Here is a 21,854-nt window from a genome sequence, read left to right on the forward strand (position 1 = left end):
GGCCGAGGACCTGAGCGGCATGTCTCGCGACCAGGAACCACGACCGGGTCCGGGTCCGGGTCCGGGTCCGGGTCCGGGTCCGGGTCAGGATCCGGCAGAGCGGTCCCAGGCGAGACCGCGGCGCTCAGGACCAGACGCGGCGGATGCCCCAGGTGCCGGTCCACGACTCGTCGGGCTCGAGCCAGCGCAGGCCCTCGCCGGAGTTCAGGGCGTTCGCGGGCGCGGTCATCGGTTCCACCGCCACGGCGAGCCCGGTGCCGTCGCCGCGGGGGAACTCGCGGGACGTGAAGACCTGCACGTACGGGAACGACTCGTCCTGCCAGAGCTCGACGCCGTCGCCCTCCGGGCCGTGCAGCGACGTGCGGCGCACGCCGTGCTCGTCGGCGGCGACGTCCCGGTACGCGGTGTCGAGGTCGGCGTCCCCGGCGCGCTGCCCCGATCGCAGGTCGTAGGGCGTGCCCTCGACGGACACCGTGCCGTCCGGGATCTTGTGCTCGTCGACCGTGAACGCCGTGGCGGCGTCGAGCGTGACGACGAGGTCCTCGGCGGGGGTGTCGCCCGCACGGAGGTACGGGTGCGCGCCGACCGCGAACGGAGCGCGGACGCCGGAGCGGTTGACGATGGTGTGGGTCACCCGGACACCGTCGTCGACGAGCTCGTGGTGCACGCGGGTCTCGAGCGTGAAGGGCCAGCCGTGCTGCGGGTGGATCGTCGCCTGCTGTTCGATCGACGACCCGGTCTGCGACACCACGCGGTACGGCGAGAACCGCAGCAGCCCGTGCGAGGCGTTGCCGTACTTGGGCTCGGAGACGTCCAGCTGCTGCCGCTTCCCGTCGAGCTCCCAGACGGCACCGGCGACGCGGTTCGGCCACGGCACGAGCACGATGCCGTCGGCGCCCGGCGGCAGCGACGTCACCGGGAACGGCTCGGTCAGGTCGAACCCGGCGACCCGGAGCTCCCGGATCCCCGCGGCGACCTCGGTGACGACGGCCTCGACGACCCCGTCCGGTCCTGCGTGCCGGAGGTGGTACTGCCCTCCGGTGGGTGCTGCTGCGGTCATGGCTGCGACTTCCTTCCGTCTGGTGCTGCACGGCCGTCCTCGTCCGCCACGACCACCTCGACGCCGGCCGCCCGGATCGGAGCGACCGCGTCCGCCGTGACCCCGGCGGTGACGACGACGTCGATGTCCTCGAGCGGACGGACGACACCGAGGTGGGCCCGGCCGAACTTCGAGCCGTCCGCCACCACGACGGTACGCCGGGCCGCGGCGGCGAGCATCCGCTTCGCCTCGGTCTCGGGCAGGTTCACGTTCGTCAGGCCGTGCCCGACGTCGAGTCCGGTCCCCCCGAGGAACACCAGGTCGGCGGCGATCATCGGCAGCACGGCACCCATGAACGGCGCGACGAGGGAGTGCTGCAGTGGCCGGAGGGTGCCACCGGTGACGACGACGGTGAAGCGCGGGACCGCCCGCTCGAGCGCGAGTGCGGTGGTGAGCGAGTTCGTGACGACGGTGACGTCGACCAGGTCGGACCGCGCCACCAGGGCCTCCGCGACCGCCGCGGGCGTGGTGCCGACGTCGAGCACGACGCACTGACCCGACCGGACCAGGTCGGCCGCAGCGCGGCCGATCGCGGCCTTCGCCACCTGGTGCTCGACGGCGGTCTCCTCGAAGGGGCGCTCGGTGGAACCGACCCCGAGGCGGACCGCACCGCCGCGCACCCGCCGGATGCGGGCCTCCTGGTCGAGCAGGGCGAGGTCCTGGCGGACGGTCACCTCGCTCGTGCCCAGCGCCGCCGCGAGGGCGGCGGTCCGGACCAGACCGGGCGCGCCCTCGACGATGGAGACGATGCGGTCCTGCCGCAGCGGCGCGGGCAGCGACCCGGCGAGGAAGGAGAGGTCGTCGTCCACGACACGAGTTTCGCGCACTTACGGAGCCTTTCGCAACGCTTCACGAGCGCGGTAGGGTGGGTCGGTGATCACCAAGCGCGTGACGACGCTCGCCGACGGCCGCGAGCTCATCTACTTCGACGACGCCGACACGCAGCTGCCCGCCGAGCGCAGCATCGACCAGCGTGTCCTCGACCCCCGACCGGAGACGGCTCGGATGCGGCAGGACGTCCTGACCGGCGAGTGGGTGTCCATCGCGGCGAGCCGGCAGAACCGCGTGTTCCTGCCGCCGGCCGACCAGGACCCGCTCGCGCCGCAGACCGCCGCGAACCCGTCGGAGATCCCGAGCCGCTACGACGTCGCGGTGTTCGAGAACCGCTCGCCCTCGTTCGGACCCCTGCTCGAGGCCGAGGACGGCCCGGAGTCCCTCGAGTCCCTGTCCGACGTCGGGCTCAACCGCCAGCTCCGGAGCGTCGGTCGCTGCGAGGTCGTGTGCTTCTCCCCCGAGACGAGCGGCTCGTTCGCCTCCATCAGCGAGTCGCGCGCCCGCACCGTGGTCGAGGCCTGGGCGGACCGCACCGCGGCACTGTCGGCGATGCCCGGCATCCAGCAGGTGTTCCCGTTCGAGAACCGGGGCGAGGCGATCGGCGTCACGCTGCACCACCCGCACGGGCAGATCTACTCGTACCCGTACGTCACGCCCCGCACGCAGCGGCTCCTCGCGTCGATCGAGCGCTTCGGTCCCGACCTGTTCGAGCAGCACCTCGCGAACGAGCGCGCCTCCGAGCGCGTGGTGCTGCAGGGCGAGCACTTCACCGCCTTCGTGCCGTTCGCAGCACGCTGGCCGATCGAGATCCACATGCTGCCGCACCGGCACGTCCCCGACTTCGCCGGCCTGACCGACGCCGAGAAGGACGAGCTGGCGCACATGCACCTGCGGCTCACCCGCGGGCTCGACGCGCTCTACGACACCCCGACGCCGTACATCGCCGCGTGGCACCAGGCGCCGGTGCACACTGCGCGGGACACCGTGCGGCTCATGCTGCAGATCACGTCCCCGCGTCGCGCGGCGGACAAGCTCAAGTTCCTGGCCGGCAGCGAGGCCGCCATGGGCGCCTGGATCGGGGACCTCGTGCCCGAGAAGGCGGCCGAGTTCATCCGAGGAGGGATCGAACGCGCATGACGTTCCAGCAGGTCTACGGGTACGAGCCGGCGGTGCGGTACTCCGCGCCCGGCCGCGTCAACCTGATCGGTGAGCACACCGACTACAACGACGGCTACGTGCTGCCGTTCGCGATCGACCGCCGGACGGTGGCGTCGATCGCGCAGCGCGACGACCGGCTGATCCGGGTCGCGTCGGCCTTCGAGCCGGACGCGGTGCACGAGCTCTCGCTCGACGCGCTGTCACCGGAGAACATGGAGGGCTGGTCTGCCTACGTGTTCGGCATCGCCTGGGCGCTCCGCGAGCAGGCCGGAGCCGACCTGTCCGACAAGACCGGCTTCGACGTCTTCATCGAGTCGGACGTCCCGGTCGGCGCCGGCCTGTCGTCGAGCGCCGCGATCGAGTGCGGCGTCGCGCTCGCCTTCACCGACCTGTGGGAGCTCGGCCTCGACCGCAAGGCACTCGCCCGCGTCGGGCAGTACTCCGAGAACCACGCCGTCGGCGCCCCGACCGGCATCATGGACCAGTCCGCCTCGTTGCTCGGTGAGCAGGACGCGGTCGTCTTCCTCGACTGCCGCACACTCGACACCGCCGTGGTCGACCTCGCGCTCGAGGCGAACGGCCTCGAGGTCCTGGTCATCGACACCCGCGTCCAGCACGCCCACGCGACGGGCGGCTACAAGGCCCGGCGCGACTCGTGCGAGCGCGGCGCTGCGGCCATGGGCGTCGAAGCACTCCGCGACGTCGCCGTCGAGGATCTGCCCCGCGCACAGGAACTCCTCGACGACGAGACCTTCCGACGGGTCCGGCACATCGTGACCGAGGACCAGCGCGTCCTCGACACGGTGCGCACGCTCCGCGAGCAGGGTCCGCGCGCGATCGGCGAAATGCTCGTCGCCTCGCACGCGTCGATGCGCGACGACTTCGAGATCTCGGTGCCCGAGCTCGACCTGGCGGTCGAGACGGCGATGGCGCACGGCGCTGTCGGCGCACGCATGACCGGTGGCGGCTTCGGCGGTGCGGCGATCGCGCTGGTCGACCGGGAGGCCCGTGGCGCGATCACGGACGCCGTCACGTCCGCCTTCGCCTCGGCCGGGTACCGCGAGCCCACCGTGTTCACGGTGCACGCCGCGCAGGGCGCCCGGCGCGACTGACGCGCGGCGCCTCGCGCGGCGCCTCGCGCGGCGCCTCGCGCTTCCGCACAACCGGAAGCGGCTCGCGCCACGGAGTTCCGTGGCGCGAGCCGCTTCTCGTTGTGCGGGGCCAGGACGGTCTGCAGCGAGCGCTGCACGGCCACGAGCGGCCGACCGGTCCGCCGGCGCGCCAGCCCGCCGGTCAGCCTCCGTAGTCGGCGTACCGCGTCGTCTCGACGACGTTCCCGAGCACGAACGGGTGCGTCCGACCGTGCTCGACGGCCCACTGCACCCACGCCGTCTGCACGGGCATGAGCAGCCACACCGCCACGGTGACGCCGAGCACGCCGGCGAGGGTGAGTCCCATCACGGTGTGCTCGTCGAACCGGCTCGCGCCTCGGCGAGCGACCGCGACGGCGAACCCGACGAGGGCGATGCCGACGGTCAGGAGCGTCGTCCCGAAGGCCGGCGACGACCGGAAGTCGAACTCCTGCCCGGCGTGGACGAAGGTCGTGCTCCAGCTCGAGCCGGGCTGCTGGAACAGGATGCAGAGCACCACGATGAGGACCAGCCAGCGGGCGTCCTTCGTGAGCTGCGACGGCTCGGGCCGCGGGCGCAGCACCGGTTCGGTCAGCTGTCGTTCGTCCCCCATGGCGTGACCGTAGCACCGCGGGAGGCGCGTGGCGGGGGTGATCCGCGCCTCCCGTCCGAAGCCGCACACCGAGACTCGGCCGAGCGGACAGTTTCGTCCTGCACAGGGGACGGAAGTGTCCGCCTGGCCGAGTCTCGGTCGACCGGGCTCGCGCTACCGCAGGTGGCGCTCGGCGGCCTCGACGACGTTCTTCATGAGCATCGCGCGGGTCATCGGCCCGACCCCGCCGGGCGTGGGCGACAGGAACCCGGCGACGGACGCCACGGCGGGGTCGACGTCGCCGCGCAGCTTCGCCTTGCCCGTCTCCGGGGAGACGACGCGGCTGATGCCGACGTCGATGACCGCAGCACCCGGCTTGACCCAGTCCGGCTGCACGAGCCCGGCGACCCCGGCCGCGGCGACGATGATGTCGGCGCGACGGCACTCGGCGGCGACGTCCTCGGTCAGCGAGTGCGTGAGGGTGGCGGTCGCCTCGAGCCGGGTGAGCAGCAGGCCGAGCGGACGACCGACCGTCAGGCCCTGCCCGATGATCGTCACGTGCTGCCCGCGGATCGGGACGTCGTAGGCGTCGAGCATCGCGACGATGCCCCGCGGGGTGCACGGCAGCGGGGCGTCGATCGTGCCGGCGCCACCGGGCACGGCGAGCACGAGCTCACCGAGGTTCGTCGGGTGCAGGCCGTCGGCGTCCTTCGCCGGGTTCATCAGCTCGAGCATCGGGATCGGGTCGATGCCCTGCGGCAGCGGGAGCTGCACGATGAACGCGGTGACCCGGGGGTCGTCGTTCATCTGCAGGATCGCGGCGCGGATGTCGGCAGCCGAAGCGGTCTCCGGGAGGTCGATGCGGACCGAGTCGAGCCCGATCTGTGCCGAGTCCTTGTGCTTGCCGGCGACGTACGACACCGACCCCGGGTTCGCGCCGACCATGATCGTGCCGAGCCCGGGCCGGAACCCGTGGTCGTGCAGGCGGTCGATGCGGACCTTCAGGTCGTCGAGCGTGCGCGCGGCGAGGGCGGTGCCGTCGATGCGGACGGCACTGCCCTCCCCCGCCCAGCGCTCACGTGGGAGCGCGGCGCTCACGCGTACAGGGGGAACGCGTCGGTCAGGGCCTTCACCCGTGCCGAGAGCGCTGCGATGTCCGGGTTCGGCATGAGCGTCAGCGCGATGATGTCGGCCACCTCGGTGAACTCGGCGTCGCCGAAGCCGCGGGTCGCCAGCGCCGGGGTGCCGATGCGGACACCGGAGGTGACCATCGGCGGGCGCGGGTCGAAGGGGACGGAGTTGCGGTTCACGGTGATGCCGACCTCGTGCAGCAGGTCCTCGGCCTGCTTGCCGTCGACCTCGGACGCACGGAGGTCGACGAGCACCAGGTGCACGTCGGTGCCACCGGTGAGGACGTCGATGCCGGCGGCCTTCGCGTCGGGCTGCGTGAGCCGGTCCGCCAGCAGGCGGGCACCGCGCAGCGTGCGCTCCTGGCGGTCCTTGAACTCCGGCTGGCCGGCGAGCAGGAACGCGGTGGCCTTCGCCGCGATCACGTGCATGAGCGGACCGCCCTGCTGGCCCGGGAACACCGCGGAGTTCAGCTTCTTGAAGAGCGACTCCTCGTTGGACAGGATGATGCCCGAGCGGGGACCGGCGAGCGTCTTGTGCACCGTCGACGACACGACGTGGGCGTGCGGCAGGGGCGACGGGTGCAGGCCCGCGGCGACGAGCCCGGCGAAGTGCGCCATGTCCACCCAGAGCGTCGCGCCGACCTCGTCCGCGATCTCGCGGAACTTCGCGAAGTCGAGCTGGCGGGGGTACGCCGACCAGCCGGCGATGAGGACCTTCGGCTGGTGCTCGATGGCCTTCGCACGGATGTCGTCGTAGTCGACCTCGAACGTCTCCGGGTCGACGCCGTAGGACACCGCGTTGTAGATGCGGCCGGAGAAGTTGAGCTTCATGCCGTGCGTCAGGTGACCGCCGTGGGCGAGCTCGAGGCCGAGGATCGTGTCCCCGGCGGAGGCGATGGCGTGCAGCACCGCGGCGTTCGCGCTCGCGCCGGAGTGCGGCTGCACGTTCGCGTAGGCGGCACCGAACAGGGCCTTCGCCCGGTCGATGGCGAGCTGCTCGGCGACGTCGACGAACTCGCAGCCGCCGTAGTAGCGCTTGCCCGGGTAGCCCTCGGCGTACTTGTTCGTCAGGACGGAGCCCTGTGACTCGAGGACGGCGCGCGGGACGAAGTTCTCGGACGCGATCATCTCGAGGGTGTCGCGCTGGCGGCCGAGCTCGTTCTGCAGCACGGCGGCGATCTCGGGGTCGACCTCGGCGAGCGGGGCGTTGAACGTGGACTGCGCGGTGGCAGGCGTCAGATCGGTGATGGACACGGGACTCCTCGTTGTCTGAGTCGCCGCGCGGACGCGACGAGGTGGACGGGTGGGCGCGGCCCAGGCGTACGGCCGCGCTCCGTGTCAGGTGTCGCTCCCCGATGGTGACCCATCCAACGCCAGTCGCGACCCGTCGATCGTACCGAGCGCGCACGTTCGTGTCACCCTTGGGGACATGCACCCGAGCATCCCCGTCGACGCATGACGCTGATCAGCCCCGACGTCGAGGAGCGCACCGACCTCGCCGCGCGCCTCGACGTGCCGTGGGTCACCGTGGTCTGGGACGACCCGGTGAACCTGATGTCCTACGTCACCTACGTCTTCCAGAGCTACTTCGGCTTCACGCACGCCCGCGCCGAGCGACTCATGCGCCAGGTGCACGACGACGGCCGGGCGATCGTCGCGACCGGCGCCCGCGAGGCCATGGAGCGCCACGTCGAGGCCATGCACGGCTACGGCCTGCAGGCCTCCGTCGACCGCGCGGCGGGACCGGACGCGTGATCCCCTTCAGCCGGCGCCAGGACGGTGTGCACCTCGCGATGTCCGAGGGTGAGCGCGCCGTCCTCACGTCGCTCACCGAACAGCTGCAGCAGGTGCTCGGCGGTGACCTCGCGTCCGACCCCGTCGCCGCGCGGATGTTCCCGGACGCCTACCCGTCGGACACCGAGGCGAGCGACGAGTTCCGCCGCTGGACGCAGGCGGACCTGCTCACCCAGAAGACCGCGAACGCCGGCGTCGTGCACGACTGGCTGACCGGTGCGCGGGACGGCGCGATGACCCCGCCGGACGAGCAGGCCTGGCTCCGGTGCCTCACCGACCTGCGGCTGACGATCGCGGAGCGGCTCGGCATCACCGACGCCGCGTCAGAGGAGGCCTCGTCCTCCGGCGACGCCGGCCTCGGCCTGCGCGACGTCTACGACTGGATCGGGTACGTGCAGGAACATCTCGTCACGACCCTCACCACCCGCTGACGGGACGGCCGGGAGGCGTGGCGCACGTCCGCCTCGTCAACCCCGGCCCGTCAGCTGCTCTCGGTGGTCGCGGTGGTCGCGGTGGCCGCGGTGGTCGCGGTGGCCGCGCATCCGGGCGAGCAACGCGGGGACGGCACCATCTGATCAGAAGGCAACCTTGCAAGGCGCCCTGTTCAGTCGTACTGTTCCACCGTGGAACCGATCGACGCGCTCGCAGACGACCTGCTGACCCTGCACGGTCGCATCCGCCGCACGCTGCTCGCCGGGAAGGCCGACGAGGTCACCGCGTCCCAGACCGCCGCGCTCGGTCGGCTCCTGCGCCACGGCGAGAGCACCGTCGCCGACCTCGCGCGCGCCGAGGGGGTCCGCCCGCAGTCGATGGGCGCGACCGTGCAGGCCCTCGTCGACCTCGGGCTCGCCGAGCGTCGACCAGACCCGACGGACGGCCGCCGCACGCTCGTCCGGGCCACGGAGACGGGCTCCCGAGCCCGCGCCGACGCGTGGACCACCCGGACCCGGGTGCTCGCGGACCGTCTCGCCGCGCTGCCCGACGACGACCGCGCCACGGTCGCCCGTGCCCTCACGATCCTCCTGCCGCTCACCGACGACTGACCCCGGAAGAAGCCCCACCACGTCCAGCTCGACCTCCCCCGTCCCGACCACCGCCGACACCGGCAGGAGCGGCTTCGGCCCGAAGCTCCTCGTCCCCGTCCTGGTCGGTCCGCTGCTCAACCCGATCAACACGACGATGGTGTCCGTCGCCCTCGCGCCGATCTCCCGCGACCTCGGCATCGGTGCCTCGCAGGCGATCTGGTTGGTCGCCGCGCTCTACCTGGCGAGCGCGGTCGCGCAGCCGACGATGGGCAAGCTCGCCGACCGGTTCGGCCCGAAGAAGGTCTTCCTCACCGGACTCGTGATCGTCGGTGTCGCCGGTGTCGTGCCCGAGGTGCTGACCGGGTTCGGCGGGGCGGTCGCCGCACGGGTGCTGATCGGGATCGGGACGTCGTCGGCGTACCCGGCCGCCCTCACCACCCTGCGGCAGCACTCCGCCAGGATCGGGAAGCCGACACCGCCGCTCGTGCTCGGGGCGCTCTCGATCACCTCGCTGGTCTCCGCTGCGGCCGGGCCGCCCCTCGGCGGCGCACTGATCGCGGCGTTCGGCTGGCACGCGATCTTCCTGGTGAACGTCCCGCTCGCCGTGTTCGGCCTCGTCGTCGCCGCGATGTGGCTGCCGTCCGACCGGCTCCGACCCCGTGACGCCGAGCAGCTGCCGGTCCGGACCGCGCTCGACCCGCTCGGCATGGTGCTCATGACCGGCGCGGTGTCGGCGCTCCTGGTGTTCCTGCTCGACCTCGGCGCCGGACTCTGGTGGCTGCTCGCGGTCGCCGTCGTGCTGCTCGTGGCGCTCGTGCTCTGGGAGCTGCGCGCGACGAAGCCCTTCGTCGACGTCCGCCTGCTCGTCCGGAACGGCGCGCTGTCCCGCACCTACGCGCGGCTGTTCCTGACCTACCTGCTCGCCTACACGATGACGTACGGGTTCTCGCAGTGGGTGCAGGACGTCGCGGGCTACCCGAGCGACGTCGCCGGGTACCTGCAGCTCCCGGCAGCCGTCGTCGCCGGGGTGGTGTCGTTCATGGTCGCCCGCCGCACCGCCGTCCGCCGGCCGCTCGTCGTCGCGGCGCTCGTCCCCCTGGTCGGCGCCGGGCTCCTGCTCCTGCTGCACGCCGGGTCGCCGCTCGTGCTGCTGCTCGTCGTGCCGGCGCTGTTCGGGGTGCCCCAGGCGCTGGCGTCGGTGTCGAACCAGGCGGCGCTGTACACGGTGGTGCCCTCGGAGTACATCGGTACCGCCGCCGGGCTGTCGCGCACGAGCATCTACATCGGCGCGATCGCGGCGTCCTCGCTGATCGGCGGGGTGTTCGGCCAGGCCCCGACCACGCCGGACCTGCACGTGCTCGCGTGGGTGATGCTCGGCGTCGGCGTGCTGCTCAGCGTGCTGACGCTCGCCGACCGGGCGCTGGCGCGGGCGGACCGGCGCTGACGTGGCGCGTCAGCGCTCGGCGCCGATCGCCGCTTCGATCTGGTCGGCCCAGTCGGTCAGCCTCCGCTCGACACCCGCCAACTCGGCGGGGGTCACGCCGTACTCACGCACACGCCGCGAACCGATCCTCCGCACCTGTCGGAGCGCCTCGGCGAAGAGCTGTCGATCGAAGCCGTCGTCGTGTTCGGCTGCGCCGTCGAGGAGCTCGGCGTCCGAGAACCTCCCGCTCCGGCGGATCGCGTCGACGTCGAGGTAGTCTCGCGCTTCCGCACGCGAGAACAAGGCTGCAACCTTGTTCGACACCGCGTCGTACTCGTCGAGCACCGGGCCGAGGGCGAGCACGACGGGTTGCCGAGCGCGCCAGTCGACTCCCAGGTCGACCTCGACCACCTCACCATCGAGCGTGACCCGCAGCCTGGCGAAGAGCTCGAAGCGTCTGGCGACGGTGACGACGAAGCCCTCGGAGGCGAGCTGCGCGATGACATCGCCGAGAGCGCGCTCGAACCCACCTGCGTCCCGTCGGTCGGTGAAGAGGTCCACATCAGCAGTGGGGCGAGCCGTGAACCCGTGCTCACGGATGGCACCCGACCCTGCCAGTGCGAACCCGGAGTCGTCGGTCGCGGCGAGGGCGATCGACGCCACGCGTCGCTGCATCGCCTCGCTCGCGATCACGAGACGAGTTCGGGGAACCGGCTCTCCCACGCACGTCGGATCCGGACGGGCAGGAAGAGCCGCGACCACCATCGCCGGAGGACCGCCGGACTGACCAGGGCCTGGACGTCAGCAAGCGTGCCCTCACGCAGGGTTGCTTCGTACGCCTTCGCGACATCGTCCCAGTGGGCCAGGTCGACGACCGGGTCGGGCCCCCAGTACACCGTGTCGGGGAGCCGGAGCGAGCCCTCGGCCGGGCCCGTGAGATCGTCCAAGCTGGCGGGCACGGCGAAGCCGCGCGTGGCCTGGGTGCGGACCCGCACCGCTGAGTCGATCGTCATCGCACCCTCCCCTCTCCAGGGTACCGATGCCCCCCACGACAGGACCAGCCCCTGTGGACGCGGCGCCCGGGGGTCAGCCCCGGCCTGTCGGCGACGTGGGCCGCACGTCGGACGCGCCACGGGCCTCCCGGCCGAACCGCCGGAACGCCGGAGCGCCCCGGTACCCTGATCTCCGTGACCGCCCCGAACCCCACGCACTGGACCCTCACGCTCGTCTGCGACGACCAGCCCGGGATCGTGCACGCCGTCTCCGGAGCCGTGGTCGCGGCGAACGGCAACATCACCGAGTCGCAGCAGTTCTCGAGCGCCGACACGAACTCGTTCTTCATGCGCCTGCAGGTCATGGCGCCGGTCGACCGCGAGACGTTCGAGCAGGCCCTCGCACCCGTCGTCGAGCGCTACGGCATGCGGGTCCAGCTCGACGTGGTCGGGCGTCCGATGCGCACCCTGGTGCTCGTGTCGAAGGCCGGGCACTGCCTGAACGACCTGCTCTACCGGCAGCGCGGCGGCCAGCTGCCGATCGAGGTCCCCCTCGTGCTGTCGAACCACGCCGACCTGTCCGGGCTGGCGGCGTTCTACTCCGTGCCGTTCGAGCACCGACCGGTCACCGACGCGGACGCGAAGCGGGCGATGGAGCAGCGGATCCTCGAGGCCGTCGAGGAGCACGACATCGAACTCGTCGTCCTCGCCCGCTACATGCAGATCCTGTCGCCGGAGCTGTGCGCCGCGCTCGAGGGCCGCGCCGTCAACATCCACCACTCGTTCCTGCCCGGCTTCAAGGGCGCCAACCCGTACCGGCAGGCGCACGCGCGCGGCGTCAAGCTCATCGGTGCGACGGCGCACTTCGTGACGAGCGACCTCGACGAGGGCCCGATCATCGAGCAGAACGTCGTCCGGGTCGACCACACGAAGGAGCCCGCCGAGCTGGTCTCGATCGGCCAGGACGAGGAGTCCCGGACGCTGACGCAGGCGGTGCGCTGGATCGCGGAGGACCGCGTCCTCCTCGACGGCGCCCGCACGATCATCTTCAGGTAGGCACCGCATGACGAACGCACCGCAGAGCCCCGTCGACTGGGGCGACGTCCCGCCGCCGACGGACCCGGCACCCGCACGCCGCCGGGCCTCCGTCTCCGGCTGGACGGTGCTGCGCGTGCTCGTGTGCGCGTTCGGACTGCTGTCATTGGCCTACTGGGGCTACCTCGCGTGGCCGTTCCCGTTCCCCGGCGCGCTGTTCATGGTCGGGGCACCGCTGTTCGCCGCGGTCGTCTGGTTCCTCTTCCGTTCGCCGCGCTCGCCGATCGACACCGACGTGGTGGGCAAGGTGGTCGTCGAGACCGCGCTGGTGATCGCGGCCGGTGGCGCCTGGGTGTCGCTCGGGCACCCGGTGGTCGGGTTGGTCTTCGTGCTGGTCGCGGCGCTCTCCGGCGTGGTCGCGTTCCGGCGGGAGACGGCGTGAGCTCCGGGCCTGCGTCGGTGTCCGGCCTCGGCTCCGGGTCCGGGTCCGGGTCCGGGTCCGGCTCCGGCTCCGGGTCCGGTCTGGAGGCGCGGCGCACGCTGGTCCGAGCCGGTCGCCTGGTCGACGAGGCCGGCTCCACGGCCGACGGGTGGGTCCTGCTCGCCGGCGACGTGATCGAAGCGGTGGGGTCCGGCGCCGACGCGCCCAGCGCCCCGGACGTGGTCGACCTCGGCGACGCCGTCCTGACGCCCGGGTTCATCGACCTGCACGGGCACGGTGGTGGTGGCGCGGCCTACGAGGACGACACCTTCGACGCGGCGCTCGCCGTGCACCGGGCGCACGGGACGACCCGCTCGGTCCTGTCCCTCGTCGCGAACCCCTCGGCAGCGCTCGCGACGTCGCTCGAGCGCATCCGCACCGTCGCCGCGACGGACCCGCTCGTGCTCGGCGCGCACCTGGAGGGGCCGTTCCTCTCCCCCGACAACCGGGGCGCCCACAACGCCGCCCACCTGGTCGATCCGTCGCCGGCGGCCGTGGACGCCCTGCTCGACGCGGGTGCCGGGGTCCTGCGGCAGGTCACGATCGCGCCCGAGCTGCCGGGAGCGCTGGACGCCGTCCGCCGCTTCGTCGACGCCGGGGTCGCCGTCGCCGTCGGACACACCGTCTGCTCGTACGACCAGGCCCGGGCGGCCTTCGACGCCGGTGCCACCGTGCTCACCCACGCGTGCAACGCAATGCCGGGGTTGCACCACCGGGCGCCGGGTCCGATCGCCGCGGCGACCGAGGACGACCGCGTGACGCTCGAGCTCATCCTCGACGGTGTGCACGTGCACCCCGCCGTCGCCCGCGTGCTGCTCCGTGCGGCGCCGGGGCGCGTCGCACTGATCACCGACGCGATGGCCGCGGCCGGGTCGCCCGACGGCTCCTACGCGCTCGGGTCGCTGACGGTGGACGTGGTGGACGGCGTCGCGCGCGTCGCCGGGACGGACACGATCGCGGGCTCGACGCTGACGCAGGACGCGGCGCTGCGGCTCGCCGTGTCGGCCGCTGGAGCGTCACTGCCCGAGGCGGTCGCGGCGCTGACGAGCGTGCCGGCAGCGGCGCTCGGGCTCGGGGACCGGCTGGGCCGGGTCGCGCCCGGGTACGCAGCGGACCTCGTGGCGCTCTCCCCCGCGCTCGAGGTGCAGCGGGTGTGGGGCGCCGGTCGAGAGCTGGTGCCCGCCAGGTCTTGACCGGGACGGCGCGCGGCGGGACCATCTCCGCATGGCGCTCTACGTCTCCTGCCCGGTCGAGAGCGTCGAGCGCGCCACCCCGTCGAAGGTCGCGCTCTCGTTCGACCTCGACAGCCGACAGGCCGTCGACGAGCTGGTCGAGCGGGCCCGCGCTGCCGGCGGGCGGATCGGGGACACCGACGAGTACCCGTTCATGTACCAGCGGCAGTTCGACGACCCGGACGGGTACCACTGGTCGCCGTTCTGGATGCACCCCGACACCGCCGGCGCGTGACCTCGTCCGCGCGCTCCCGCCGGACGGTCACTGGTGCAGGAAGTCCTGACGGGGCTGCTCCTGCTCCGGCGCGAAGCGGATCCGCAGCACGGGTCCGCTGTCCTCGGTCGTCCAGCCGCTGACCTCCACCTCGAGGGCGTCCGGGGTCCGGTCCCACCGCGTGACGGTCCCGGAGCCGAGCACCGCGACGTCGCTGATCGTGCGGGTGAGGAGCGCCGACGCCGACCCGAGCGACCGCAGTCGTACGACGCCGTCGTCGGGCCGGGCGAGCAGGACCGCGTAGAGGGAGTCGCCCGTGACGTCGTGCCGCACGGTGTACCGGACGTCCTCCGCCGTGTACGCCGGAGCGGCAGCGTCGACGAACGACCCGGCGGTCACCGCGGTCGGTCCCTCGGACGGTACGGTCCAGGGCCGGGTGCCGTAGATCGCCTCACCGTGCAGGCCGAGCCAGTGCCCGATGCCCTCGAGCAGGCGCTGCTCCTCGACCGGGATCGTGCCGTCCGGCTTCGGGCCGACGTTGAGCAGGAGGACCCCGCGCTTCGCGACGACGTCGACGAGCTCGGCGACGAGTTCGCGCACGCTCTTGTACTCGTGCCCCTCGACCCAGCACCAGGAGGTCCGTGACACCGACGTGTCGTTCTGCCACACGGTCGGCTCGGTGCCCGCCACGGCTCCGCGCTCGATGTCGTAGACCGCGGTGCCGGGCGCGAAGGCTCCCCACTTGTAGTTGATGACGACCTCGCGTCCCCACTCGGCCGCCCGGTTGTAGTAGTACGCGGCGAGGGTCTGCAGCACCGGGGCGAACGCCGGTTGCTCGATCCACCAGTCGAACCAGAGCACCTGCGGCCGGTACTTCTCGATGACCTCGACGGTGCGCAGGAGCCAGTCCTCGAGGAACCGCTCGTTCGGAGCCGTCTCCTCACGCTGCGCGGGACCGTAGAAGTCCGACCACCGCGGGTCGAGCACGTCGGAGTCGAACCGGGCACCGCCGTTCATGAAGAACCAGTGCTCGGCACGGTGCGACGAGGCACCGCGGACCATCCAGGCCTCGTCGACCGCTCGGGAGAGGTCGCCGAAGACGTCGCGCCGTGGCCCCATCCGTGCGGCACTCCAGCGGGACCGGTCCGTGTCGTACATCGCGAACCCGTCGTGGTGCTCGGCGACGGGCACGACGAACTGCGCACCCGCACGACGGAACAGCGCTGCCCACGCGGCCGGGTCGAAGTGCTCCATCGTGAACGACGGGATGAAGTCCTTGTACCCGAAGTCGCGGTGCTCGCCGTGCGTCGCGAGGTGGTGCTCGTACGCGTCGGTACCCTGCCGGTACATCTCGCGGGAGTACCACTCGTTGCCGAAGGCCGGGACGGAGTACACGCCCCAGTGCAGGAAGACCCCGAACTTGGCGTCCTCGTACCAGCGTGGAGGCTCGTAGGCGGCCAGGGACGCCCACGTCGCGTCGAAGGGTCCGGCGGCGACGACCTCGTGCACGGCACGCATCGCCTCGGTGTTGTCGCTGACGTCGACCGGCTCCGGGAGCGACTCCGGGTCGAGCGGTCCGTGGCGGTCCGGCATGGGGCACTCCTTCGTGCGTCGGATGCGGTCCCCCACTTCTACCGGTCGAGTTCGGGAGTCGGGTGGGTCACGGATGCCGGCGGTCAGGGCAGCCGGACGACGACCTCGGCGGTCGAGGGCCCACCGCACTGCTCGGACCCGCCGTGCCGCACCCACGTGAAGTGGACGCCGCGCTCGACGAGCACCCGGCCGTCCGCGCCGAGGACCGCCACGTGCCCGCGCCCCGCGGTGTCCGGCGAGGTCGGCACGGACCACACGTCCCCGTCGCGTTCGACCATGGGGAGCACTGCCGTCGGCGCCGTGCCGTCCGGCAGTGTCCCGACCGCTGGCGCGCCCGGTGTGGCTTCCCCAGGGGCGGTCGGCACGGCTGGTTCGGGCGGCACCCCGGGCGTGCAGTCCGGGCCCTGGCAGACGACGATGCCCGCGACGCCGGACGCCGGGTCCGCCGAACCCGGGACCTCGACGGCGACGGTGTCGGTCCGACCGATCGCCGTGCACGCCGTCGGCCCGATGCCGGCGCAGCCGGTCGTCACGAGCACCAGCACGGCCGATGCCGTGGCGAGTCCCCTCGTCCCCCGACGCATGCGTCCATCGTCACCGATCGATCGCGGACGGGTGGTCACGATCCGGCGACGGTGTCAGGCCGCGACGACGGACAGCAGCCGGAGTCGGTCGTGGCTCTCGGTCCCGGGGACGGCGGTGTAGACGAGCAGCACGTGCGCCTGCTCCGGGTCGAGGAGCACCTGGCAGTGCAGCTCGAGTCGGCCGACCTCCGGGTGGTCGTAGCGCTTGACGGTCCCCGGGACGAGGCCGACCTCCTGCCGGTCCCACAGCGTCCGGAACTCGTCGGAGCGTTGCAGGAGCTCGTCCGCGAGCCGCGCTGCCCGGGACCCGGGACCGCGCCGGGTCGCGACCTCACGCAGTGACGACACGTACAGCCGCGCGGTGGTGTCGCGGTCCTCCGGCGGGAAGAGGTCCCGCGCACCCGGTTCGGTGAACCAGCGCCAGCCGATCGAGCGCGACGGCCCCTGCCGCTGGCTCGCGTCCCCGAACAGTGCGGCGGCGAGCGGCGTCTGCAGGAGCGTCTCGCCGAGTTCCGTGACGACCTCGGCCGGCGTGTCCACCAGGCGGTCGAAGATGCGCATCATGCCCGGGCCCACGTGGTCCGAGCCCGCGCCGGACTCCGGCGGTCGGTGCCCGGCGAGGCGGAAGACGTGGTCGCGTTCCGCCCGGCTCAGGTGGAGCCCCTGCGCGATCGCGGCGACCATCTGCTCGGAGGGCTGCGGACCGGTGCCCCGTTCGAGCCGGGCGTAGTAGTCCGGGGACATGTGGCAGACCGCCGCGACCTCCTCTCGGCGCAGCCCGGAGGTCCGGCGCCGCTGTCCCGGCGGGAGGCCGACGTCGGACGGTTGCAGGGCCTCCCGGCGTCCGCGGAGGAAGGCGCCGAGCGCCGGTCGATCGATCACGGGCCCATCCTCGCCGGTCCGCGTCCTCCGCAGCCACGGTCCGTCAGGTCCTGGTTGCGGTCCGGCCGCCGACGCAGGCTGGCACCAGCCCGACGACGGGCGACGATCCCGAGGAGACCACCGTGCCGACACGACCCATCGACATCACCCTGCCGCGACTGGACGGCACCCGCGCCGTCGTCACCGGTGCGAGCGACGGCATCGGCCTGGGCATCGCGACGGCACTCGCGGGCGCCGGCGCCACGGTCGTGCTCCCCGTGCGCAACCCGAGCAAGGGCGAGGCCGCACGCATCCGGGTGCTCCGCGAACACCCGGACGCCGACGTGCAGCTCGGCGCGATGGACCTGTCGTCCCTCGCCTCGGTGGACGCGTTCGCGGAGTCGATGCGGTCGGCCGGTCAGCCGGTCGGCCTGCTCGTGGGCAACGCCGGGGTCATGACCCCACCCGAGCGGCAGACCACGGCCGACGGCTTCGAGCTGCAGCTCGGCACGAACCACCTCGGACACGTCGCACTCGTCCGCGGACTCCTGCCGCTGCTCCGTGCGGCGCGCGGCCACGTCACGTCGCAGATCAGCATCGTCGCGCGCAGCGGCGCCGTGCACTGGGAGGACCCGAACTGGGAGCGGAGCTACGACGGGATGCGCGCGTACCGGCAGTCGAAGATCGCGTTCGGCCTGTTCGGGCTCGAGCTCGCCCGACGGAGCGCCGACCGCGGATGGGGCATCACGAGCAACCTCGCGCACCCGGGCGTCGCGCCGACGAGCCTGCTCGCCGCGCGCCCGGAGCTCGGCCGGAGCGGGGACACCCCGCAGGTCCGGGTGATCCGCTGGTTGTCCGCTCGGGGCCTGCTCGTCGGGACCCCGAGGACCGCCGGGTTGCCGGCGCTCGTCGCAGCCACCGACCCGGCCGTGCGGGACGGCGGGTTCGTGGGTCCGACGGGTGCCGGCGGTGTCGGCGGAGCGCCCGGACGGACGCCGCTGTGGAAGCCACTGCGCAGTGCTGAGGACGCACGACGCGTGTGGGAGCTGTCCGAGGAGCTGCTCGGCACGTCGGTCGCGTGACGTCCGCGACCGGCGCTGTCAGGATGGCCGCATGAGCGTCATGATCTCGGTGTTCGATGCGCAGCGCACCCGCACGAGCGAGAAGTACACCGCGTACCCGCCCGAGGTCCTGCCGATGTTCGTCGCCGAGATGGACTCGGTCCCCGCCGAGCCGGTGCGCGAGGCACTCGAGCGCGCCGTCCGCAACGGGGACACCGGGTACGTCGGGCACACCCGGGTGCTGCCCGAGGTCTTCGCCGACTTCGCCGACCGCCGGTGGGGATGGGACGTCGACCCCGACCTCGTCCGGACCACGACGGACGTGTCGGTCGCGGCGGTCGAGGTGCTCCGACGGGTCGTCGACCCCGGCGACCAGGTCGTCGTCATGCCGCCCGTCTACCCGCCGTTCTGGGAGTACGTCCGCGAGGCCGGCGGCACCGTGACCGAGGTGCCGCTGCTCGCCCCGGACGGCGAACCCGACCCGTTCGACACCACGGCCGGGTGGCGGATGGACCTCGCCGGGGTCGAGCGCGCCTTCGCCGGCGGCGCCCGGACGGTCCTGCTCTGCAACCCGCACAACCCCCTCGGGCTCGTGCACGCCCGCGACGACCTGGTGGCACTCGCCCGGCTCGCCGCGGAGTGGGACGCCGTCGTCGTCTCCGACGAGATCCACGCCCCGCTCGTGCACGCGGACGCGGTGTTCACCCCGTTCCTCACCTGCGGACCCGAGGCGGTCGAGCACGGCGTCGCCCTGACGAGCGCGAGCAAGGCGTGGAACCTGGCCGGGACGAAGTGTGCGCTGATGGTCGGGGCGTCCGAGCGGGCGCGCGGCTGGTTCGACGGGCTGCCCGTCGAGGTCGTCGAGCGCACCGGGATCCTCGGGTACACCGCGAGCGTCGCCGCCTTCCGTGACGGGGAGCCGTGGCTCGCGTCGCTGCTCGCCGAGCTGGCCGGCAACCGCCGTGTGCTCGCCGAGGAGCTCGGCTCGGCCCTGCCCGGTGCTGGGTACCGGCAGCCGCAGGCGTCCTACCTGGCCTGGCTCGACCTGCGGGCCCTGCCGTGGGGCGACGACCCCGCCCTGCAGCTGGTCGACCGGGCGAAGGTCGCGCTGACGAACGGTCGCGACTTCGGGCAGCCGGGCATCGGCCACGCCCGGCTCAACTTCGGCTGCTCCGAGGAGACCCTGCGCGAGGGGCTGGCGCGCCTGGCGTCCGCCTGCTGATCCCGCTCGGCAGGCGTCACTCGAAGCGTTGCCACTCCGGCTTGTTGGCGTACGTGTACCGGTAGTAGTCCGCCAGACGGAGCCCGGCTGCGGCCTCCTCGTCCACCACGACGGTCGCGTGCTCGTGCAGCTGCAACGCCGACCCGGGCACGAACGACGACAGCGGCCCCTCGACCGCGGCGGCCACGGCGTCGGCCTTCGCCGAGCCCTGCGCGACGAGCACGAGCTCACGCGCCTCGAGGATCGTGCCGAGCCCCTGCGTCATGCAGTGCGTCGGCACCTGATCGAGCGAGTCGAAGAAGCGGGCGTTGGCCTCACGCGTGGACGGTGCGAGGGTCTTGATGCGGGTGCGGGACGCGAACGACGACGTCGGCTCGTTGAACCCGATGTGCCCGTTCGCCCCGATCCCGAGGATCTGCACGTCGACCCCGCCGGCGGCCCGGATCGCAGCGTCGTACTCCTTCGCCGCGAACGCCAGGTCCGTCGCGCGGCCGTCCGGCACCCGCACCCGCGAGGGGTCGAACCCGAGCGGCTCCACGACGTCGCGCTGGATCACCGACGCGTACGACTCCGGGTGCTCGAGCGGGATCCCGACGTACTCGTCGAGGGCGAACCCGCGGGCCGCGGCGAAGGACACCTCGCCCGCCTCGACCCGACGACGCAGGTCGGCGTAGATGCCCTGCGGGCTCGACCCGGTGGCGAGACCCACGACGGCGGACGGCTTCTCGGCCACGACCGAGGCGATCTTGGCGGCAGCGACACGACCGACCTCGGCCGGCGTCGACAGGATGATGATCTCCACGCCCTCACCCTACTGGTCATGACCAGTCGCCGACAGGGGTGCTCGGTAGCGTGGGGGCATGCCCACCCCTGACTTCGTCCTGTCCCTGCGCGAGAAGGTCGGCAACGACCCGCTCTGGATGACGGGCATCACCGCCGTCGTCACACGCGGCGAGGGCCCCGACCGCGAACTGCTCGTCGTCCGTCGTACGGACAACGGCGCGCTGACGCCGGTGACGGGGATCGTCGACCCGGGTGAGGAACCCGCGGTCGCCGCCGAGCGCGAGGTCCTCGAGGAGGCCGACGTCGTCGCGGTCGCCGAGCGCCTGACCTGGGTGCACGTCCTGCCCGAGATGACCTACCCGAACGGCGACCGGGCGCAGTACCTCGACCTGGTCTTCGCGTGCCGGTACGTGTCCGGCACGCCCGCCCCCGCGGACGGCGAGAACACCGAGGCGTTCTGGGCGCGGCTCGACGCACTGCCGGAGATGTCCGCGGACATGTTGGAGCGGGTCCGGGCGGGCCTGTCCGACGAGCCGGCCGCGCGCTTCGAGCGCTGACCCGCCGCCGACCAGGGCGCGTTTGCCTAGCGACCGCGACCCTGATGCCGGGACCCGTGCCGGTCCCGTGACACGCCGCGAGGCCGCAGCCGGACGAGCCCGCATCCGACGAGCACCGACACGATCCCGATGCTGATCCGGATCGCGACGACGAGCCACGGCACGTCCGTGGCCGTCTGTGCCGCTGTCAGGATCACGACCGCCGCGGACCCGACCAGGACGAGGGTGACGACACGAGCTCGACGAGGGCTCACACGCACCCCGTACGCGCAGCGTGGTTGTTCGAGAAGTAGACCTTCAGCTGCTTGTTGTTCTTGCACGTCCCCTTGATCGTCGCGAGGTAGGCGGCGCCGACTGCGATGATCGCCTGCACGGCGAGGCAAGCGAGCTGGCCGACTGCGGAGATCGCGCAGATCGCGGCACCGAGCACGAAGCCAGCTCCGTTGTACAGCAGGTTCTGGTCGTACTGGTTGAACGTCACGTAGTGCCCTCCAGCGTCGTAGCCTCCGCCCAGGCGAGCATCGCCCTTCGACCGCAGGACGTCGAGTTCGAGTCCGTCGCCGAGCGTGATGACCGTGTGGTGCCCGTCCGGGTCGTCCCGTTCGGACTCGACGAGGTCTGCAGCCCGCAGCTGTCGCAGCACCGAGTCGAAGTCCGTCGTCTGCAACAGCTGCTTCGCCTCACGCACGGGGTTCGGCTCCGCGTGCGCCTGTGCAACAGGCACCACCGCCCCTGCGACCACGACGACGCTCGCGATCAACAGCCCGATCTTGCAACCCATCAGTACTTCCTCGGTTCAGTGAGGAGAGACTCCCGCACTGATGTTCCACATCCATGACCAGGAGATGTCCGGGGAGTCAATCACAGTCGCGAGGACTCGCGGGCCGGGAGGCGCGGGGGGGGGCCCCCCCCCCCCCCCCCCCCCCCCCGCCCGGTCGCGACTACGGCGTCGACGCGCCGTTCGCGATGTTCGCGGTGACCGCGTCGATGTACGCGGCGCGCTCCGCACGCGTCTGGGGGCGACCCGGCACACCGGGCCGTTCCTCCCACGGGC

General features: G+C 72.6%; 25 protein-coding genes and 1 riboswitch. Of the genes, 13 read left to right on the forward strand and 12 right to left on the reverse strand.

Annotated elements, in window-relative coordinates; all coding sequences use genetic code 11:
- Window positions 1–124: 124 nt before the first annotated feature.
- Both M3677_RS15290 and M3677_RS15295 read right to left on the reverse strand, forming a co-directional pair.
- Window positions 125–1,060, reverse strand: coding sequence for an aldose 1-epimerase family protein (locus tag M3677_RS15290; protein WP_209685388.1), 936 nt, complete (start codon window positions 1,058–1,060; stop codon window positions 125–127).
- Window positions 1,057–1,908 (reverse strand): DeoR/GlpR family DNA-binding transcription regulator, encoded by an 852-nt coding sequence (locus M3677_RS15295; RefSeq protein WP_066656748.1) that lies wholly within the window; start codon window positions 1,906–1,908, stop codon window positions 1,057–1,059. The genes M3677_RS15290 and M3677_RS15295 overlap by 4 nt, the downstream gene beginning before the upstream one ends.
- A gap of 64 nt (window positions 1,909–1,972) precedes the next feature.
- On the opposite strand from M3677_RS15295, the gene galT reads away from it, so the two are divergent.
- Both galT and galK read left to right on the forward strand, forming a co-directional pair.
- Window positions 1,973–3,070: a galactose-1-phosphate uridylyltransferase gene (gene galT, locus M3677_RS15300; RefSeq protein WP_251155251.1), complete on the forward strand. Its 1,098-nt coding sequence runs from the start codon at window positions 1,973–1,975 to the stop codon at window positions 3,068–3,070.
- The gene (gene galK, locus M3677_RS15305; RefSeq protein ID WP_251160962.1) at window positions 3,067–4,203 is read left to right on the forward strand and encodes a galactokinase; all 1,137 of its coding nucleotides are present in this window, start codon (window positions 3,067–3,069) and stop codon (window positions 4,201–4,203) included. The genes galT and galK overlap by 4 nt, the downstream gene beginning before the upstream one ends.
- A gap of 181 nt (window positions 4,204–4,384) precedes the next feature.
- Here galK and M3677_RS15310 read toward each other — a convergent pair whose 3' ends face one another.
- The 3 genes from M3677_RS15310 to glyA form a co-directional block, all read right to left on the reverse strand.
- Entirely contained in the window at window positions 4,385–4,834 is a 450-nt protein-coding gene (locus M3677_RS15310) for a hypothetical protein (RefSeq protein ID WP_251160963.1), read from the reverse strand.
- A 153-nt stretch (window positions 4,835–4,987) separates the two neighbouring features.
- A complete protein-coding gene (locus M3677_RS15315; RefSeq protein ID WP_251155248.1) occupies window positions 4,988–5,911 on the reverse strand; it encodes a tetrahydrofolate dehydrogenase/cyclohydrolase catalytic domain-containing protein in 924 nt (307 codons plus the stop codon).
- The gene (glyA, locus tag M3677_RS15320; protein ID WP_307810454.1) at window positions 5,908–7,191 is read right to left on the reverse strand and encodes a serine hydroxymethyltransferase; all 1,284 of its coding nucleotides are present in this window, start codon (window positions 7,189–7,191) and stop codon (window positions 5,908–5,910) included. Before glyA ends, M3677_RS15315 begins: the two co-directional genes overlap by 4 nt.
- Window positions 7,192–7,248: 57 nt before the next feature.
- Window positions 7,249–7,334, reverse strand: a riboswitch (ZMP/ZTP riboswitch).
- A 64-nt stretch (window positions 7,335–7,398) separates the two neighbouring features.
- On the opposite strand from glyA, the gene clpS reads away from it, so the two are divergent.
- The 4 genes from clpS to M3677_RS15340 all read left to right on the forward strand — a co-directional run bounded on the left by clpS (window position 7,399) and on the right by M3677_RS15340 (window position 10,206).
- On the forward strand, window positions 7,399–7,698 hold the full coding sequence (clpS, locus tag M3677_RS15325; RefSeq protein WP_251160964.1) for an ATP-dependent Clp protease adapter ClpS: 300 nt from the start codon (window positions 7,399–7,401) through the stop codon (window positions 7,696–7,698).
- Entirely contained in the window at window positions 7,695–8,168 is a 474-nt protein-coding gene (locus tag M3677_RS15330) for a DUF2017 family protein (RefSeq protein WP_251160965.1), read from the forward strand. The genes clpS and M3677_RS15330 overlap by 4 nt, the downstream gene beginning before the upstream one ends.
- A gap of 192 nt (window positions 8,169–8,360) precedes the next feature.
- Window positions 8,361–8,780 (forward strand): MarR family winged helix-turn-helix transcriptional regulator, encoded by a 420-nt coding sequence (locus M3677_RS15335; protein ID WP_251160966.1) that lies wholly within the window; start codon window positions 8,361–8,363, stop codon window positions 8,778–8,780.
- Window positions 8,743–10,206: an MFS transporter gene (locus M3677_RS15340; protein ID WP_251160967.1), complete on the forward strand. Its 1,464-nt coding sequence runs from the start codon at window positions 8,743–8,745 to the stop codon at window positions 10,204–10,206. Before M3677_RS15335 ends, M3677_RS15340 begins: the two co-directional genes overlap by 38 nt.
- Window positions 10,207–10,215: 9 nt before the next feature.
- On the opposite strand, the gene M3677_RS15345 is transcribed toward M3677_RS15340, so the two are convergent.
- On the reverse strand, window positions 10,216–10,878 hold the full coding sequence (locus M3677_RS15345) for a nucleotidyl transferase AbiEii/AbiGii toxin family protein (protein ID WP_251160968.1): 663 nt from the start codon (window positions 10,876–10,878) through the stop codon (window positions 10,216–10,218).
- Window positions 10,875–11,198, reverse strand: coding sequence for a hypothetical protein (locus tag M3677_RS15350; protein ID WP_066656763.1), 324 nt, complete (start codon window positions 11,196–11,198; stop codon window positions 10,875–10,877). The genes M3677_RS15345 and M3677_RS15350 overlap by 4 nt, the downstream gene beginning before the upstream one ends.
- Window positions 11,199–11,363: 165 nt before the next feature.
- Here M3677_RS15350 and purU point away from each other — a divergent pair, with 165 nt between their 5' ends.
- From purU to M3677_RS15370, 4 genes are read left to right on the forward strand one after another with little or no spacing between them, the layout of a single operon-like run.
- Window positions 11,364–12,233, forward strand: a complete 870-nt coding sequence (gene purU, locus M3677_RS15355; RefSeq protein WP_144411471.1) for a formyltetrahydrofolate deformylase — start codon at window positions 11,364–11,366, stop codon at window positions 12,231–12,233.
- A 7-nt stretch (window positions 12,234–12,240) separates the two neighbouring features.
- The gene (locus M3677_RS15360; RefSeq protein ID WP_251155244.1) at window positions 12,241–12,654 is read left to right on the forward strand and encodes a YrdB family protein; all 414 of its coding nucleotides are present in this window, start codon (window positions 12,241–12,243) and stop codon (window positions 12,652–12,654) included.
- On the forward strand, window positions 12,651–13,886 hold the full coding sequence (gene nagA, locus M3677_RS15365) for an N-acetylglucosamine-6-phosphate deacetylase (protein ID WP_251160969.1): 1,236 nt from the start codon (window positions 12,651–12,653) through the stop codon (window positions 13,884–13,886). The genes M3677_RS15360 and nagA overlap by 4 nt, the downstream gene beginning before the upstream one ends.
- Before the next feature lie 31 nt (window positions 13,887–13,917).
- On the forward strand, window positions 13,918–14,160 hold the full coding sequence (locus tag M3677_RS15370; RefSeq protein WP_251160970.1) for a VOC family protein: 243 nt from the start codon (window positions 13,918–13,920) through the stop codon (window positions 14,158–14,160).
- Between the two features lie 27 nt (window positions 14,161–14,187).
- Here the strand turns inward: M3677_RS15370 and M3677_RS15375 are convergent, their stop codons facing one another.
- The 3 genes from M3677_RS15375 to M3677_RS15385 form a co-directional block, all read right to left on the reverse strand.
- Window positions 14,188–15,732: an alpha-L-fucosidase gene (locus M3677_RS15375; RefSeq protein WP_251160971.1), complete on the reverse strand. Its 1,545-nt coding sequence runs from the start codon at window positions 15,730–15,732 to the stop codon at window positions 14,188–14,190.
- Between the two features lie 83 nt (window positions 15,733–15,815).
- Window positions 15,816–16,316 carry a hypothetical protein gene (locus tag M3677_RS15380; RefSeq protein WP_251160972.1) on the reverse strand — a complete coding sequence of 167 codons (501 nt, stop codon included), beginning with the start codon at window positions 16,314–16,316 and terminating at the stop codon, window positions 15,816–15,818.
- A gap of 54 nt (window positions 16,317–16,370) precedes the next feature.
- Complete coding sequence (locus M3677_RS15385; protein ID WP_209685366.1) at window positions 16,371–17,198, reverse strand: helix-turn-helix transcriptional regulator; 828 nt, start codon at window positions 17,196–17,198, stop codon at window positions 16,371–16,373.
- A 122-nt stretch (window positions 17,199–17,320) separates the two neighbouring features.
- Between M3677_RS15385 and M3677_RS15390 the strand changes: the two genes are divergently transcribed.
- Window positions 17,321–18,259, forward strand: a complete 939-nt coding sequence (locus M3677_RS15390) for an SDR family oxidoreductase (RefSeq protein WP_251160973.1) — start codon at window positions 17,321–17,323, stop codon at window positions 18,257–18,259.
- Window positions 18,260–18,290: 31 nt separating this feature from the next.
- Window positions 18,291–19,460 carry a MalY/PatB family protein gene (locus M3677_RS15395; protein WP_251160974.1) on the forward strand — a complete coding sequence of 390 codons (1,170 nt, stop codon included), beginning with the start codon at window positions 18,291–18,293 and terminating at the stop codon, window positions 19,458–19,460.
- Window positions 19,461–19,476: 16 nt separating this feature from the next.
- On the opposite strand, the gene nagB is transcribed toward M3677_RS15395, so the two are convergent.
- Complete coding sequence (nagB, locus tag M3677_RS15400) at window positions 19,477–20,262, reverse strand: glucosamine-6-phosphate deaminase (protein WP_066656784.1); 786 nt, start codon at window positions 20,260–20,262, stop codon at window positions 19,477–19,479.
- 58 nt (window positions 20,263–20,320) lie between these two features.
- On the opposite strand from nagB, the gene M3677_RS15405 reads away from it, so the two are divergent.
- A complete protein-coding gene (locus tag M3677_RS15405) occupies window positions 20,321–20,800 on the forward strand; it encodes an NUDIX domain-containing protein (RefSeq protein ID WP_209685358.1) in 480 nt (159 codons plus the stop codon).
- Between the two features lie 250 nt (window positions 20,801–21,050).
- On the opposite strand, the gene M3677_RS15410 is transcribed toward M3677_RS15405, so the two are convergent.
- Window positions 21,051–21,581 carry a hypothetical protein gene (locus M3677_RS15410; RefSeq protein ID WP_066656799.1) on the reverse strand — a complete coding sequence of 177 codons (531 nt, stop codon included), beginning with the start codon at window positions 21,579–21,581 and terminating at the stop codon, window positions 21,051–21,053.
- Window positions 21,582–21,854: the final 273 nt, after the last annotated feature.

This window comes from Curtobacterium sp. P97, from assembly GCF_023712445.1.
GTDB lineage: Bacteria > Actinomycetota > Actinomycetes > Actinomycetales > Microbacteriaceae > Curtobacterium.